The following is a 13776-nucleotide window of genomic DNA, read 5'->3' as shown; positions in this document are numbered from 1 at the left end:
GCATCTTGCCCGCCCTCTTTAACTGGGCGGGCAAGATGCCCACCCCACAGGAAATAGTTGAGTAGTTGAGTATTTTTTATTTGGAAGTCCCTTACTAGGAAATCTCACGGAGCATTTTGGATATTGCACCAAGTACAATAGAGATAATTTTGCATTATTGGTAAGAATTATTACTATGTTGCTGCTGGATTTTCTTACCTCGCCCTCCGCTTCTTTTGCTAATTCTTAATCCCTGTGGTGGCAATACCCTGAATAAATTGGCGCTGACCAATCAGAAATAATACCATCACTGGAAATGTCGCTATTGTCACCGCCGCCATCATCAAAGGCCAATTATTTGTAAACTGTTCTTGAAACTCAGCCAAGGCCAGTTGCACCGTCCTTAATTCGGGACGGGTTGTGAACACCAAAGGTTTAAACAAATCATTCCATTCACCGATGAAGGTGAATAAAAATAGCGTCACCAAGGCTGGACGGGCTAAAGGTAACATCACCCACCATAAAATTTGCAGTCTATTAGCCCCATCTATGGCTGCGGCTTCCTCTAACTCCACGGGAATTGTCTGGAAATACTGACGGAGCAAGAAAATTCCAAACCCATTGACAGCAGTAGGTAAAATAAGCGCCCAGTATGTATTTATCAGGTGTCCCCACTTCAAAACCAAAAAGATGGGAATCACCAATAACTGAAAGGGAATCACCAAAGTTGCTAAAACAACTAATAGTAGTGCTTGGCGACCCCGAAACTTCAACCGTGCTAAGGCGTAACCAGCTAAAGCAGAAGTGACAATTTGAAACGCCGTCACAGCGATCGCTACCAAGGTAGAATTAGCAAACGCCAGCAAAAATTTTCCCTGCTGCCATGCAATGTAGTAATTAGCTAAAGACCAGTTATTTTGGGAAACATTTTCTGGGGTTGCTCCCGTCGGTATAAAGGAGGTGAGAAAAACCACAAACAGAGGTAGTAAAACAATAAATGCCCCTACCAGTAAGACTACTAGGCTCAAAAAATCGCCAGATTTCAGATTCCACTTTGGTTCGGACATATATTTTTTATCTGCAAAGCATTTGTTTTGCCAGTACTAGAGCATTGCCCCCAGCAAAAGTTAATCTATAAGCATAGTTACTTGTTAAGTTAAATTAAACCACAGAGATTGTTACCCTCAGTTCATAGGGGAAATTCGATCCTAGTGTCAAATAATCAAGTTTACAGGAGTAAACATACCATGCAGCAGTTAACAGACCAATCTAAAGAATTAGATTTCAAAAGCGAAACATACAAAGATGCTTATAGCCGGATTAATGCGATCGTGATTGAAGGGGAACAAGAAGCCCATGAAAATTACATCACACTAGCCAACCTGCTACCAGACTCTCATGATGAATTGATTCGCCTATCCAAGATGGAAAGTCGCCATAAGAAAGGATTTGAGGCTTGTGGGCGCAATTTGCAAGTAACCCCAGATTTGGAATTTGCCAAGGAGTTTTTCTCCGGTCTACACCAAAATTTCCAAACAGCCGCCGCAGAAGGAAAGGTGGTTACATGTCTGTTGATTCAGTCTTTGATAATTGAATGTTTTGCGATCGCAGCATATAACATTTACATCCCCGTCGCCGATGATTTTGCCCGCAAAATTACTGAGGGAGTCGTCAAAGAAGAATATAGCCATCTCAACTTCGGAGAAGTTTGGTTGAAAGAACACTTTACAGAATCCAAAGCTGAACTTGAACTTGCAAATCGCCAGAACCTACCTATCGTCTGGAGAATGCTCAACCAAGTAGAAGGTGATGCCCACACAATGGCAATGGAAAAAGATGCTTTAGTAGAAGACTTTATGATTCAGTATGGGGAAGCACTGAGTAATATTGGTTTCACTACACGTGATATTATGCGCCTGTCAGCCTACGGACTCATCGGTGCTTAAATAGAATGCTGAGTAACGAGTGCTGAGTGCTGAGTAGTTCAAATTTATCAGAACTTCAGAACTCAGGACTTAGGACTCAGGACTGCTGAAACACTTAACATACTTCCACATATTCCCCGCCCTCAAGACAGCATAAGCCTAATAATCACTACATGTTTGGTCTAATTGGACATCTGACTAGTTTAGAACACGCTCAAGCGGTAGCTCAAGAATTGGGATACCCAGAATATGCCGATCAAGGGCTAGACTTCTGGTGCAGCGCCCCGCCGCAAATTGTCGATAGCATTATTGTCACCAGTATAACTGGGCAGCAAATTGAAGGACGGTATGTAGAATCTTGCTTTTTGCCGGAAATGCTGGCTAGTCGCCGCATCAAAGCCGCAACGCGAAAAATTCTCAACGCCATGGCCCATGCACAGAAGCACGGCATTAACATCACAGCTTTAGGCGGATTTTCTTCGATTATTTTTGAAAACTTTAAGTTAGAGCAGTTTAGCCAAGTCCGCAATATCAAACTAGAGTTTGAACGCTTCACCACAGGAAACACGCATACTGCCTACATTATTTGTAAGCAGGTGGAAGAAGCGTCAAAACAACTGGGAATCGATCTATCAAGCGCGACCGTTGCTATCTGTGGAGCAACTGGGGATATTGGCAGTGCAGTTACGCGTTGGCTAGATGCGAGAACAGATGTCAAAGAACTTCTGCTAATCGCCCGCGATCGAGAACGTCTCAAAGAGTTGCAAGGCGAACTAGGGCGGGGGAAAATTATGGGTTTGACAGAAGCACTGCCATTAGCTGATGTTGTAGTTTGGGTTGCTAGTATGCCCAAAGGCGTGGAAATTGACCCCACCACTTTAAAACAACCCTGTTTGTTGATTGATGGTGGTTATCCTAAAAACTTAGCGACAAAAATTCAATATCCTGGTGTACACGTGTTAAATGGTGGGATTGTAGAGCATTCCCTGGATATTGACTGGAAAATTATGAAAATAGTCAATATGGACGTGCCAGCCCGCCAGTTGTTTGCTTGTTTTGCCGAATCAATGCTGCTGGAATTTGAGAAGTTATACACGAACTTTTCGTGGGGACGGAATCAGATTACCGTAGATAAAATGGAGCAGATTGGCCGGGTGTCAGTAAAACATGGATTTAGACCACTGTTGGTTTAGTCATTGGTCATTGGTCATTAGTCATTGGTCATTCGTTATTTGCAAATGATAAAGGACAAAGGACAAAAGACTAATGACAAAAAAATAGATAACTCGTAACTTATAAACCCTACGATGGCAACTACCGAGCGTAAACCGCTACTGTTAGATTTTGAAAAGCCCCTAGCAGAACTTGCAACCCGAATCGATCAAATTCGGCAACTTGCAGAAGAAAATGGCGTTGATGTTTCTGGTCAAATTCGTCAACTAGAAGCACGGGCCATGCAACTGCGTGAGGAAATTTTCACGAGTCTATCCCCGTCCCAGCGATTGCAAGTCGCTCGTCATCCGCGTCGCCCCAGTACTCTGGATTACATTCAGGCTATTAGTGATGAATGGATGGAATTACATGGCGATCGCTGTGGTGGTGACGATCCGGCTTTAGTTGGTGGTGTTGGTCGTCTGAGTGGGCAACCTGTCGTGATGTTAGGTCATCAAAAAGGTCGCGACACCAAAGATAATATTGCCCGTAACTTTGGAATGCCTTACCCTGGTGGCTACCGCAAAGCCATGCGGTTGATGGAACACGCCAACAAGTTTAGTATGCCAATACTAACTTTTATCGACACACCAGGCGCTTGGTCTGGGGTAGAAGCAGAACACCAAGGTCAAGGAGAAGCGATCGCTTACAACTTGCGGGAAATGTTCTGCTTAGATGTGCCAATTATCTGCACAGTTATCGGTGAAGGTGGTTCTGGTGGCGCACTCGGTATTGGTGTAGGCGATCGCCTACTCATGTTTGAACACTCCGTTTACACTGTCGCCACTCCCGAAGCCTGTGCCGCCATTTTGTGGAAAGATGCTGGTAAAGCTCCCCAAGCTGCCGTTGCTCTAAAAATTATTTCCCATGACCTGAAAAAGTTGGGAATTATCGACCAAATACTCCCTGAACCCACTGGTGGCGCTCATTCCGATCCTTTAAAAGCTGCTACCACTCTCAAGCAAGTGCTGTTAGAAAATTTAGACGAACTCAATCGTTTAACCGCTCCAGAACGCCGCCAAATGCGTTATGAAAAATTCCGCAAAATTGGTGTTTTTACAGAAGTTGCCCATTAAAGCAACTCCATAATGATAGATTAACCAAGCAGCAATGCTATAATTGCCTATGTGCTTAAAGATTTTTAACAATCTAGCCATAGGCATTTGCCTGTTTTGCAAATCTACTCAATTTGATTGAGTAGTTTTTGTATTATGAAGTAATCTAATTTGAGTCCGCGGCGTGGTTTTCCAGGCGGTGATTTTTTGTCTTCACTGGTAAAACCCACAAAATGCCAATATTATACCGCATGATAGCATTTTTCTAATGGAAATCATCAGATTTTTAGATTCCTTTAATATATCCAAACCGAGAAATGTAAATAATTGGATGGTAATAGGTTTTGGGAACTGCCAAAAAATTGGGAGACACCATGAGTGTTGAGCAAAAAAGACGCGCCCTGATTACTGGGGCTAGTAGCGGAATTGGAAAAGCAACGGCTTTAGCCTTTGCCAAAGCCGGAATAGATGTCGCCTTAGTCAGCCGTTCTTTAGATAAATTGGAGGCGGTTGCAGAAGCTGTACAGCATACTGGGGTGGAAGCAAGAGCTTACGCTGTAGATTTAGCGCGGATCTCTGAAGTCAAAGAAAAGATCCAAGCGATCGCCCTTGATTTTGGCGATATAGACATTCTGGTAAACAATGCGGGCCTTGCCTACACAGCCACCTTGAGCGAAACTCCCCTAGAAGACTGGCAGCAGGTAATTGACTTGAATCTCACCAGCGTGTTTCAGTGCATTGTGGGGATTTTACCTTCAATGCGCGATCGCGGCACAGGGACAATTATCAACGTTGCCTCAATAGCTGCCAAGCAACCCTTTCCCGGTTGGGGAGCATATAGCGTCAGCAAGGCTGGTTTGATAGCCCTCTCTCAAACCCTGGCACAAGAAGAACGCACCCACGGCATTCGTGTCACAGCTATCTGTCCCGGCGCAGTCAATACCGAACTTTGGGACACAGAGACAGTCCATGTCAACTTAGACCGTTCCAAAATGTTAACCCCAGAAATTGTTGCTCAGTCAATTCTTTACACAGTTCTGTTACCACAACAGGCAGTTATTGACGAATTGACCTTGATGCCCAGCGCTGGCGCACTCTAATTAGTCCTCGATCGTTTGTCTTTGTCTTTTGCAAATGACCAATGACCAATGACTAATGACCAATGACTAATGACAAAACCATAACCAAGACTGAATCATGACTATTGCTAGTTCTAACGGTTCCAATTGCTCTCAATCGCCTCTGATTCCCGATTTAGCAGAAGCCATAACTCCTAGACCCGATCGCAATACTCATAATGGGCGACCAGCAGATGTGTTCCCGCCAAAAGAGGAACAGATGGAGGAAATGAAGGACGCGGTGCGGGCAATAATATTGGGCGTTGGCGAAGATCCCGAACGTGAAGGACTCCTCAAAACACCAAAACGAGTGGCCGAGGCAATGCGGTTTCTTACCAGTGGCTACAACCAATCCCTTGAAGAACTCGTTAACGATGCCATCTTTGATGAAGGGCATAGCGAGATGGTACTAGTTAGAGATATTAATTTCTTTAGTCTGTGCGAACACCACATGCTGCCATTTATGGGTAGAGCGCACGTTGCTTACATCCCCAACCAAAAAGTTGTGGGACTGAGTAAACTGGCCCGCATTGTTGAAATGTATTCTCGTCGTTTGCAAGTACAGGAAAGGTTAACCCGCCAAATTGCCGAAGCAATTCAGACCATTTTGGAACCTCAAGGCGTAGCCGTTGTGATGGAAGCTAGCCACATGTGCATGGTAATGCGGGGCGTGCAGAAACCAGGTTCTTGGACTGTCACTAGCGCAATGGTTGGTGTCTTCCAAGAAGACCATAAAACCCGCGAAGAATTTTTTAACTTGATTCGCCACCAAGCAGCATTCTTTTAGGGAATGGGGAAGGTGGGGCCCTTGAAGGGGATAAGGGGTAATGTGGCATTGAAATAATTAATATTTCTGCTTCTTTTGTTTCCTCATCTCCCTTGACTTCACATTCCCTACTCCCTACCCCCTAATTTTTTAAACAACTTAGTTACTTTATCTAAATCCTTATCTCCAGGTGCGCGTTCCACACCACTAGATAAATCAACGCCGCTAGGACTAATTTGACTTAAAGCTTCCAAAATATTATCTGCTGTTAATCCCCCAGCTAAAAACCAAGGGCAATTGGGGTTAAATTGCTCTAACATTTTCCAATCTAAGGTTTTACCTGTACCACCAAGTTGTTGGGGATGGTAGGCATCAAGTAATAAAGTATCTATGTATTTTGTGTAATGAGCCGCAGTGTCCAGATGCTCAAGACTACGAATCCTTAGCGCTCTAATAATTTCGATATTGGGTAACTCTTGACGTAATTGGTAGCAAAAGTCTGGTGATTCATCTCCGTGTAACTGGACACCAGTTAACCCAGAATTAACAATTATCTGACTGATTTCAGGGATACTAGCATTGGCAAAAACACCAATTGTGTCAATATTTGCCGGGAGTTCTGCCACTGCTACCCGAATTTGGGATGTAGTCACGTAGCGAGGTGAAGTTGGCACACAAATAAATCCTAGTGCCGTTGCCCCCAGAGAGGCGATCGCTATAGACTGCTGTGGTTGAGTGATACCGCAAATTTTAACGCGCATGGAAATATAACAAAGAATTTAGAATAATCACCTGAAAAGTCTAAACTATCTCAAAAACTTTTGGGCCTAGTAATTTTATAATCTTGAGGTCTGGGTTAACTTTTTCATTTAGGAGACAAAAGCTTGATTTCATCTACTTTACTAGCAGTAGCTGCAAATGTTCCCGCAACACCTGCGTGGAATCCTACAGTAGGAATTATTATCAGCATCAGCAGCTTAGTAGTGCTTTTGCTAAGTACTAAGATTGAAAAACCCTTAGTTGGCCCTAAGTTCCCTATCCTGCCGGTCAGTGTTCCAACATTCGTTGCAGCGATGGCTTTTGGTCATATTATCGGTATTGGCATCGTTTTAGGACTGACTAACATCGGTCGTCTATAACTTTGCAATGACCGCGGCGTTACCTATAACGCCGCGATTAAATACAAAACTAGCAAAATATGGTTTTTTCCATTTCACACATTTAAGAAAGGGAGTAGAAGAGGAAATAAACAATTCCCAATTCCCAATTCCCAATTTCAGAGTTTTGCTCAGAGACATTAATTGTCTATTCTAGAAATAAGAGCATTTCGTAACTCGGCAGTACTGAATTAATGCTCACAAATACATGTATAAGTATATACGAAAATATTACAGTATAGGAACTACTGGCAATATCTAGTTTTAGGACAATGTAATGCAAACAAATTGGAAAATTGGGTCTTTATTTGGCATTCCCCTATTTTTAGACCCCTTATGGTTTGTGATTTTAGGGTTGGCAACCCTCAACTTTGGGGTAGCTTACCAGGAATGGGGGACTGCTATCGCTTGGAGTGCTGGAATAGTTATGGCACTGCTGCTATTTAGTTCGGTGTTGCTACATGAATTGGGTCACAGCTTGGTAGCGCGATCGCAAGGCATTAAAGTTAATTCAATTACTCTGTTTCTGTTTGGCGGGATTGCTGCTATTGAAGAAGAATCTAAAACTCCTTTCAAAGCCTTTCAAGTAGCGATCGCTGGGCCATTGGTAAGTATCATACTATTTTTATTCCTCCGTCTAGGAGTTACCGTAATCCCCGATACTAGTCCCCTCAGTGTCATGGTCGGAGATTTGGCGAGAATTAACTTAGTTGTGGCGCTATTTAACTTGATTCCTGGCTTACCTCTAGATGGAGGGCAAGTGTTAAAAGCAGCACTATGGCAAATAACGGGTAATCGTTTTCAAGCCGTACATTGGGCTGCAAAGGCTGGGCAAATTTTAGGTTATGGTGCGATCGCTCTGGGATTTGTTGTAGATTTCTTGACAAGAGAGTTAGCGCTTGGCTTGTGGATTGCAATGTTAGGTTGGTTTGCTGTCCGCAACGCCAGCACTTATGACAACATGACTACGTTGCAGGAAAGCTTGCTTAAAGTGGTGGCGGCTGATGCGATGACTCGTGACTTTCGGGTTATAGATGCTGACCAGACATTGCGTTCTTTTGCCGATTTATACTTGTTGGAAACCGCCCCTTCACAGGTTTATTTTGCTGCTTCTGATGGACGTTACCGGGGTCTAGTTTCCATTGACGATTTTCGTGTAACCCAAAGAAGTGAATGGGAAACCCAAACCTTACACAGCATTGTGCATCCTCTGACAGAAATACCCACTGTTACCGAAGCTACAACCATAGCTGAGGTAATTAACAAGCTGGAAAATGAGCAGTTACCTCGAATTACCGTCCTTTCTCCTGCTGGTGCTGTAGCTGGTGTAATCGATCGGGGAGATATTGTGCGATCGTTGGCACAAAAGTTAAATTTGCGGCTCACAGACGCTGAAATTAAGCGGATCAAAGAAGAAGGTAGCTATCCGCCTGGGTTGCAACTGGGAGTAATTGCAAAGTCAATTGCAAATTAAGTGTCATACCCTTGTCATAGTTTTGCAATAGATTCGTCAAAAGCTTGTGTGATATTGAATATGGTATTTGGTTACAAAATGCTTTTTTTGGGTAAAAGGTAGGGTTTCCTACCTTTTTTATTTTTAGACCTAAGTTTGACCTAAGAAAATGCCCAAAACATCACCAGACACAGTTTTAGAATTACTATATCAATACGTAATTAGATTGTATTAAATTTATCTATCGCAACCGCCGAAAACAATCGTGTATTGGAAAGTGCGATCGCATGAAATTATCGGGTTATGAAAATAGATCCTCGATAACTTTTACGAAGTCGGGGATCTGCATATAGTATAAAGTGCGTAGTTTATCACCGTAGGCAATCACTCTGGGCAATGACGGTTGAAGAAAAGATCGCACTAGTCGAGCAATTATTACAACGGGGATGATTGTTCCCTCAAGCTGTGCGATCCATCGCACCCAATTAACAAAATATGATGTCTAACAGTAAGCTACGCGATCGCCTAAAATAAGCATTTATTGGCAAGTGTTATGGCTATACCAACCTAGCAACTGTGTTGATAGAAAGGTAAGAGTGATAGCTAATCTAAGTGAACAACCAACTAGCATTAATTTTTGACTCTTACTCTCAAGCTTCCAGTATTATCATCATATACCCAATCATTAACTAATAATACCAACTCTCCATCAGAGTCGCATTGTATTGTCTTATTGCTACCGATATATATTTTCTCTCCATTCAAGATGCCAACCAATGCCATAAATGGTAATCCATCCAATTCAGGTCTTTGTGAAACATATATACAATTTTTCAAACCACTAGGTTGAGTCCAAACATCACACCCAGCAACAGTGCCACCAGGATGTGTGTGAACTTGACCAGAAGCATTTATTTTTATGACATCACCTTGGCTAACTGGAATAACAATTCCTTGTCCATTGTTAGCCAGTAATTTATAGGTTCTTGTTTCAGCTTTAGCATCAGTTGCAAATAGGAAGCTTGCAGAGGAGATTAAACTCACGAAACTGAAAACACTAAATTTTTTCAGATTTTTCAGATTTGCTGCTTCCTTTAAGCTAAAGCCATTATATATAGTGGAGATAGCTCCAACAGACAAAAGAGTTTTTAACAATTTCATACGCTTGTTTTTCCGAAAATACTGTGAATTACCCAAGTTATTTAGAGAAAGCGATCGCTTTCTCTATATCTCCTCTAAGAAGTTGGGGATATAAATACTGGTTATCTAAATACTCTACTATTTGGTATAAAGTTTGACGGTCGGAAAAGGTCTGAGAAAAGTCGGATCTTTGTTAGTTTATTTACGTAAACTTTTTGCAAAAAATCAAGTTGATGATGGGAGTATTGTAGTTAACCTGTTACTGCTACCTAAATAAATGACGGCAGAAGAAGCGATCGCAATAGTTGAGCAATTATTGCCACAGGGACGCTTAACCAAAGTTCAAGAAATTGTCTTTCGTCAATCTTGGGCAGGAAAAACGTAGATTAGATATGGCTGTAAAGTCCGATCGCGATTTCAGTTACATCAAAGACATTGGCTACTAACTGTGGCGATCGCCTTTAGCCCTGATGGAAAAACTCTCTTCACCAGTGGCTATGAAAAGATAGTTAAACACTGGGATTTTGAAACAGGCAATTGTCTGCAAACTTTAAGACCAGCCCGCCCTCATGAAGGCATGATTATTACTGAAGCGATCGGGTTGGCTGAAGCAGAGGTAGCAACTTTAAAAGTTTTGGGGGCGTTAGAAGTAAATTGATGTAGGACTACAAAACATGTCTTAACCTCCAAAATCAAAACGCATGATTTTTTGGCTATTCCCCTATTCAACTTGTTGCCGAAGCGATGGTGTTAGAATCATTAGTCCTCTAACAATTTCTTCAGGAGTAGCCGTACCATTGATTACCTTTGGTACAATTGCCATAACTTCCAGAGCTAGGTTTGTTGGAATTCCCTTTGCTTCTAACCGCTTCAATTCCAAAATATCAATACCTTTTGCTAATCCATCCAAATACTCTTCTACACTCACTCCTAAATTTTCAATCTCCAACATAAGTATAATTTCCTGTTTTTTTGTTCGATTCTTAGCTATCAAAGCCTACCAAGTAGAAAAATTATTAAAACTTCCAGTTTAAAGTGAGTAAAATGGAGGGACGTGATATACTACACCTCTCACTTACCCTGGTTTTATGGCACTGCCAATTGTTGCAATTATCGGACGCCCAAATGTGGGCAAATCCACCCTGGTTAATCGACTCGCCGGGGAACAAACGGCGATTGTCCATGATGAACCGGGAGTGACACGCGATCGCACCTACATGCCAGCTTTCTGGAATGGTCGCGAATTTTTAGTTGTAGACACTGGTGGTTTAGTCTTTAATGATGATACCGAATTTTTACCCCTGATTCGCCAACAGGCAATGACAGCCTTAGCAGAAGCTTGTGGCGCTATTTTTGTAGTCGATGGTCAAACAGGCCCCACATCGGCAGACCAAGAAATCGCCGAATGGATGCGCCAACAACGCGTACCTGTACTATTAGCTGTAAATAAATGTGAATCTCCAGACCAAGGCTTAATGCAAGCTGCCGAGTTTTGGGAATTGGGATTGGGCGAACCTTACCCCATCTCCGCAATTCATGGTAGTGGCACAGGAGAGTTACTGGACGAGTTAGTTAATCACATCCCTGCTGTTGAAGACATCCCCGAAACTAATGAAATCAAAGTAGCGATTGTGGGCCGTCCGAATGTGGGCAAATCGAGCTTACTCAATTCTTTTGTCGGCGAAGAGAGGGCAATTGTCAGCCCAATTTCTGGTACAACCCGCGATGCGATTGATACCGTTATTGAACGAGAAGGGCAAACCTACCGCTTAATTGACACCGCCGGGATTCGCAAAAAGAAACATATAGAATACGGCACAGAATTCTTTAGTATTAACCGTGCTTTTAAAGCGATTCGTCGCGCTGACGTGGTTTTATTAGTAATAGATGCCGTAGATGGAGTCACTGAGCAAGACCAAAAATTAGCTGGGCGGATTATCGAAGAAGGTCGAGCTTGCATCATCGTCGTTAATAAGTGGGATGCTGTCGAAAAAGACTCTTACACAATCTACGACTATGAAAAAACCCTGCAATCACGGTTACATTTTACCGAATGGGCAGAAACAATTTTTGTCAGCGCCTTGTCAGGACAACGGGTAGAAAAGATTCTCGAATTGGTGAAAACGGCGGCTGAATCACACAAACGCCGTGTCAGTACATCAGTTATCAACGAAGTATTAACAGATGCCGTGAGTTGGCATTCACCCCCAGCATCCCGTGGTGGTCGTCAGGGTAAAATTTATTATGGTACACAAGTAAGTAGCCAACCACCAACGATCGCACTATTTGTCAATGATTCCAAACGCTTCAACGACAACTACCGCCGCTACATTGAACGCCAATTCCGGCAACAGCTAGGATTTAAAGGCACACCAATTATTTTGCTATGGCGCAGCAAAAAAGTCCGTGATGCCGAAATTGGTAACGTTAATAGAGCAACTCGCGTCAAAATAAGTTAGGAGACAAGAGAGACGCGATTCATCGCGTCTGTAAAAGAGGCACGATTAATTGCATCTGTATAGGAGTTATGAGTTAAAGTCAAAACTCCTAACTCCTCATTCCTAACTCCTAACTCTATCTAAAATGGATTTATTGCGATCGCTGCCACTTGGACTTTATTTAGAACAACCCCAAACTTGGCTGCATAAAATCGATCCGCGAGTCAAGTTCGCCTGGTTGATGAGCTTTTTAACAAGCTATGTTTTGGCTAATAATATTTGGCGGGTGCTGCTGGTGGTAGTGTTAATTGCTGCCACCTTGATTGCTAGGATTCCTCGCCGAGTATGGCAGCAGCAAATGGGTTGGCTGTTAATGCTATCGTTTTTTATTTTAGCGATCGGAGCCATTAGTCCTGATGGAATGGGTGTAGATTATCAGCCACGCTTACCAGCTAATGAACAAATATTAACCCAACCAGCAAACTCCAAAAATATTGTTCCAGAGCAAGCAAGCGATCGCAAAAAATATAGTTATGTGCTATTTCACAAAGGCCCAGTCAAAGTAACTCGTCGCTCCTTGGATTTGGCTGTACGCCTGAGTACACTTATATTTACCGTGATTTACAGCACCAACCTGTATCTGCTGACAACCGCACCAGAAGAAATCACCTCTGGCATAGAAAGCTTAATGCAACCTTTACGACGCTTTAAGTTGCCTGTCACAGAAATTGCTTTAACTTTAACCTTGTCCTTACGTTTTATTCCTCTAGTTTTAGAAGAAGTGCAAAACTTATTTCGCTCAGTTATGACAAGGGCAATTAATTGGAAAAAGCTGGGATTGAAAGGAGGATTCAAGGTTTGGATGACAGTAGCAGAGAGACTTTTGGAAAATCTCCTCTTACGAGCCGACCAAATGGCCAATGCAATGATGGTGCGGGGTTTTACCAGTCCCAACGAGCATCGAGTGCAGTGGCATGATTTACGATTCAAAGGGCGTGACTGGCTTGCGATTGCGACTTTAATTGTATTCTGGGGAATACGCATAGCAATCGGAACTCAGGTCTAATTTTGCACCGAGAAAATGGTATAGAGGTAATTGTCAGTAGTTGTAGCTATTTGTACTCACTGCTGAAAACTGTTAACTAACTATGAGCAACCCTTAGAAACAGTATGATCGAGACTTGGTATTGGCGATCGCTACCTTTAGAAAAGCGTACAGGTTCAGAAGTTTTTGCTGCTCTTTTTCGCCCCACCAACCCATCGGGAATTGCAACCCTACTAGAAAGTCCCTACCCAACGCCAATCGATCATCCCCAACTCAGCCGATATTCTATCTGTGCAGGCGCTCCTCGTCTAGTCGATGGCATCCCCCAAATGTGGACACCAGAAGTAGGAGAAGTTTTTCCCTTCCTAGAAAAGTTGTTACAGCAAGGAGTAGGAAGAGATGAAGAGGATGAGGGGGATGAGGGGGATGAAGTAGTATTTTCTTCCCCTGCTCCCCCTGCTTCCTCATCTCCCCCTGCTCCCTCATCT

At 42.9% G+C, this 13776-nt stretch carries 14 protein-coding genes and 1 pseudogene; 11 read left to right on the top strand and 4 right to left on the bottom strand.

Annotated features, from left to right (window positions below; genetic code table 11):
* Positions 1 to 218: 218 nt before the first annotated feature.
* Positions 219 to 1046, bottom strand: a complete 828-nt coding sequence (locus tag CDG77_RS30365; protein WP_094332959.1) for a carbohydrate ABC transporter permease — start codon at positions 1044 to 1046, stop codon at positions 219 to 221.
* A gap of 180 nt (positions 1047 to 1226) precedes the next feature.
* Here CDG77_RS30365 and CDG77_RS30360 point away from each other — a divergent pair, with 180 nt between their 5' ends.
* The 5 genes from CDG77_RS30360 (at position 1227) to folE (ending at position 6076) form a co-directional block, all read left to right on the top strand.
* On the top strand, positions 1227 to 1925 hold the full coding sequence (locus CDG77_RS30360; protein WP_094332958.1) for an aldehyde oxygenase (deformylating): 699 nt from the start codon (positions 1227 to 1229) through the stop codon (positions 1923 to 1925).
* A gap of 152 nt (positions 1926 to 2077) precedes the next feature.
* Positions 2078 to 3097 carry a long-chain acyl-[acyl-carrier-protein] reductase gene (locus CDG77_RS30355; RefSeq protein WP_094332957.1) on the top strand — a complete coding sequence of 340 codons (1020 nt, stop codon included), beginning with the start codon at positions 2078 to 2080 and terminating at the stop codon, positions 3095 to 3097.
* A gap of 114 nt (positions 3098 to 3211) precedes the next feature.
* Complete coding sequence (locus CDG77_RS30350; protein ID WP_094332956.1) at positions 3212 to 4192, top strand: acetyl-CoA carboxylase carboxyltransferase subunit alpha; 981 nt, start codon at positions 3212 to 3214, stop codon at positions 4190 to 4192.
* 353 nt (positions 4193 to 4545) lie between these two features.
* Complete coding sequence (locus CDG77_RS30345; protein WP_094332955.1) at positions 4546 to 5271, top strand: SDR family oxidoreductase; 726 nt, start codon at positions 4546 to 4548, stop codon at positions 5269 to 5271.
* Between the two features lie 97 nt (positions 5272 to 5368).
* Positions 5369 to 6076, top strand: a complete 708-nt coding sequence (gene folE, locus CDG77_RS30340) for a GTP cyclohydrolase I FolE (protein WP_094332954.1) — start codon at positions 5369 to 5371, stop codon at positions 6074 to 6076.
* A gap of 107 nt (positions 6077 to 6183) precedes the next feature.
* On the opposite strand, the gene CDG77_RS30335 is transcribed toward folE, so the two are convergent.
* Positions 6184 to 6816, bottom strand: coding sequence for a phosphoribosylanthranilate isomerase (locus CDG77_RS30335; protein WP_094332953.1), 633 nt, complete (start codon positions 6814 to 6816; stop codon positions 6184 to 6186).
* Positions 6817 to 6939: 123 nt separating this feature from the next.
* Between CDG77_RS30335 and psaK the strand changes: the two genes are divergently transcribed.
* Both psaK and CDG77_RS30325 read left to right on the top strand, forming a co-directional pair.
* Positions 6940 to 7194, top strand: coding sequence for a photosystem I reaction center subunit PsaK (psaK, locus tag CDG77_RS30330; protein ID WP_094332952.1), 255 nt, complete (start codon positions 6940 to 6942; stop codon positions 7192 to 7194).
* A gap of 295 nt (positions 7195 to 7489) precedes the next feature.
* Positions 7490 to 8686: a site-2 protease family protein gene (locus tag CDG77_RS30325; protein ID WP_094332951.1), complete on the top strand. Its 1197-nt coding sequence runs from the start codon at positions 7490 to 7492 to the stop codon at positions 8684 to 8686.
* 609 nt (positions 8687 to 9295) lie between these two features.
* On the opposite strand, the gene CDG77_RS30320 is transcribed toward CDG77_RS30325, so the two are convergent.
* Positions 9296 to 9826 (bottom strand): hypothetical protein, encoded by a 531-nt coding sequence (locus CDG77_RS30320; protein ID WP_094332950.1) that lies wholly within the window; start codon positions 9824 to 9826, stop codon positions 9296 to 9298.
* Between the two features lie 427 nt (positions 9827 to 10253).
* Here CDG77_RS30320 and CDG77_RS30315 point away from each other — a divergent pair, with 427 nt between their 5' ends.
* Complete coding sequence (locus tag CDG77_RS30315) at positions 10254 to 10463, top strand: WD40 repeat domain-containing protein (RefSeq protein WP_094332949.1); 210 nt, start codon at positions 10254 to 10256, stop codon at positions 10461 to 10463.
* A 63-nt stretch (positions 10464 to 10526) separates the two neighbouring features.
* Here the strand turns inward: CDG77_RS30315 and CDG77_RS30310 are convergent, their stop codons facing one another.
* Positions 10527 to 10757, bottom strand: coding sequence for a hypothetical protein (locus CDG77_RS30310; protein ID WP_094332948.1), 231 nt, complete (start codon positions 10755 to 10757; stop codon positions 10527 to 10529).
* A gap of 136 nt (positions 10758 to 10893) precedes the next feature.
* Between CDG77_RS30310 and der the strand changes: the two genes are divergently transcribed.
* From der to CDG77_RS30295, 3 genes and pseudogenes are all read left to right on the top strand, one after another.
* Positions 10894 to 12264 (top strand): ribosome biogenesis GTPase Der, encoded by a 1371-nt coding sequence (gene der, locus CDG77_RS30305; RefSeq protein WP_094332947.1) that lies wholly within the window; start codon positions 10894 to 10896, stop codon positions 12262 to 12264.
* A 124-nt stretch (positions 12265 to 12388) separates the two neighbouring features.
* Positions 12389 to 13309, top strand: coding sequence for an energy-coupling factor transporter transmembrane component T family protein (locus CDG77_RS30300; RefSeq protein WP_094332946.1), 921 nt, complete (start codon positions 12389 to 12391; stop codon positions 13307 to 13309).
* Positions 13310 to 13413: 104 nt separating this feature from the next.
* Positions 13414 to 13776: pseudogene (locus tag CDG77_RS30295) on the top strand (aminodeoxychorismate synthase component I); the annotation flags it as partial.

The sequence above is a fragment of the Nostoc sp. 'Peltigera membranacea cyanobiont' 213 genome (assembly GCF_002245975.1).
GTDB lineage: Bacteria > Cyanobacteriota > Cyanobacteriia > Cyanobacteriales > Nostocaceae > Nostoc.
Note: the sequence above shows the minus strand (reverse complement) of the source record. Positions and strands in the feature narration are given on the sequence as shown.